Source organism: Vogesella mureinivorans (assembly GCF_007644035.1).
Classification (GTDB): Bacteria; Pseudomonadota; Gammaproteobacteria; order Burkholderiales; family Chromobacteriaceae; genus Vogesella; species Vogesella mureinivorans.
On sequence record NZ_VMTV02000357.1, the window covers coordinates 1 to 279 of the forward strand.

Annotated in this window: 1 protein-coding gene; it reads left to right on the forward strand. The window is 73.8% G+C overall.

What is annotated here, in order from left to right; translation table 11 throughout:
- The coding region (locus FLQ44_RS10980) for a protein kinase domain-containing protein (protein WP_276607849.1) at positions 1-279 on the forward strand (279 nt) is incomplete at its 3' end.

A 279-nucleotide genomic window follows, 5' to 3' on the forward strand; every position in this document is an offset into this window, starting at 1 on the left:
GTGCATCGAGACGTCAAGCCGGGCAACGTGCTGTTCGACGCCGAAGGGCGCGCGGTGCTGGCGGACTTCGGCCTGCTGCAGCCGATCCGCGTCGAGGGCGCGCCGGCGCCTGCCGACAGCGTGCTGCCTCCAGCGCTGGGCGCGGGCTCCTCGCGCTCGGGCCAGATCGCCGGCACCGCCGCCTACATGGCGCCGGAGCAGGCCCGCGGCGAGCGCGCCGATGCGCGTACCGACCTCTACAGCCTTGGCGTCATGGCCTTCGAAATGCTGAGCGGGGGC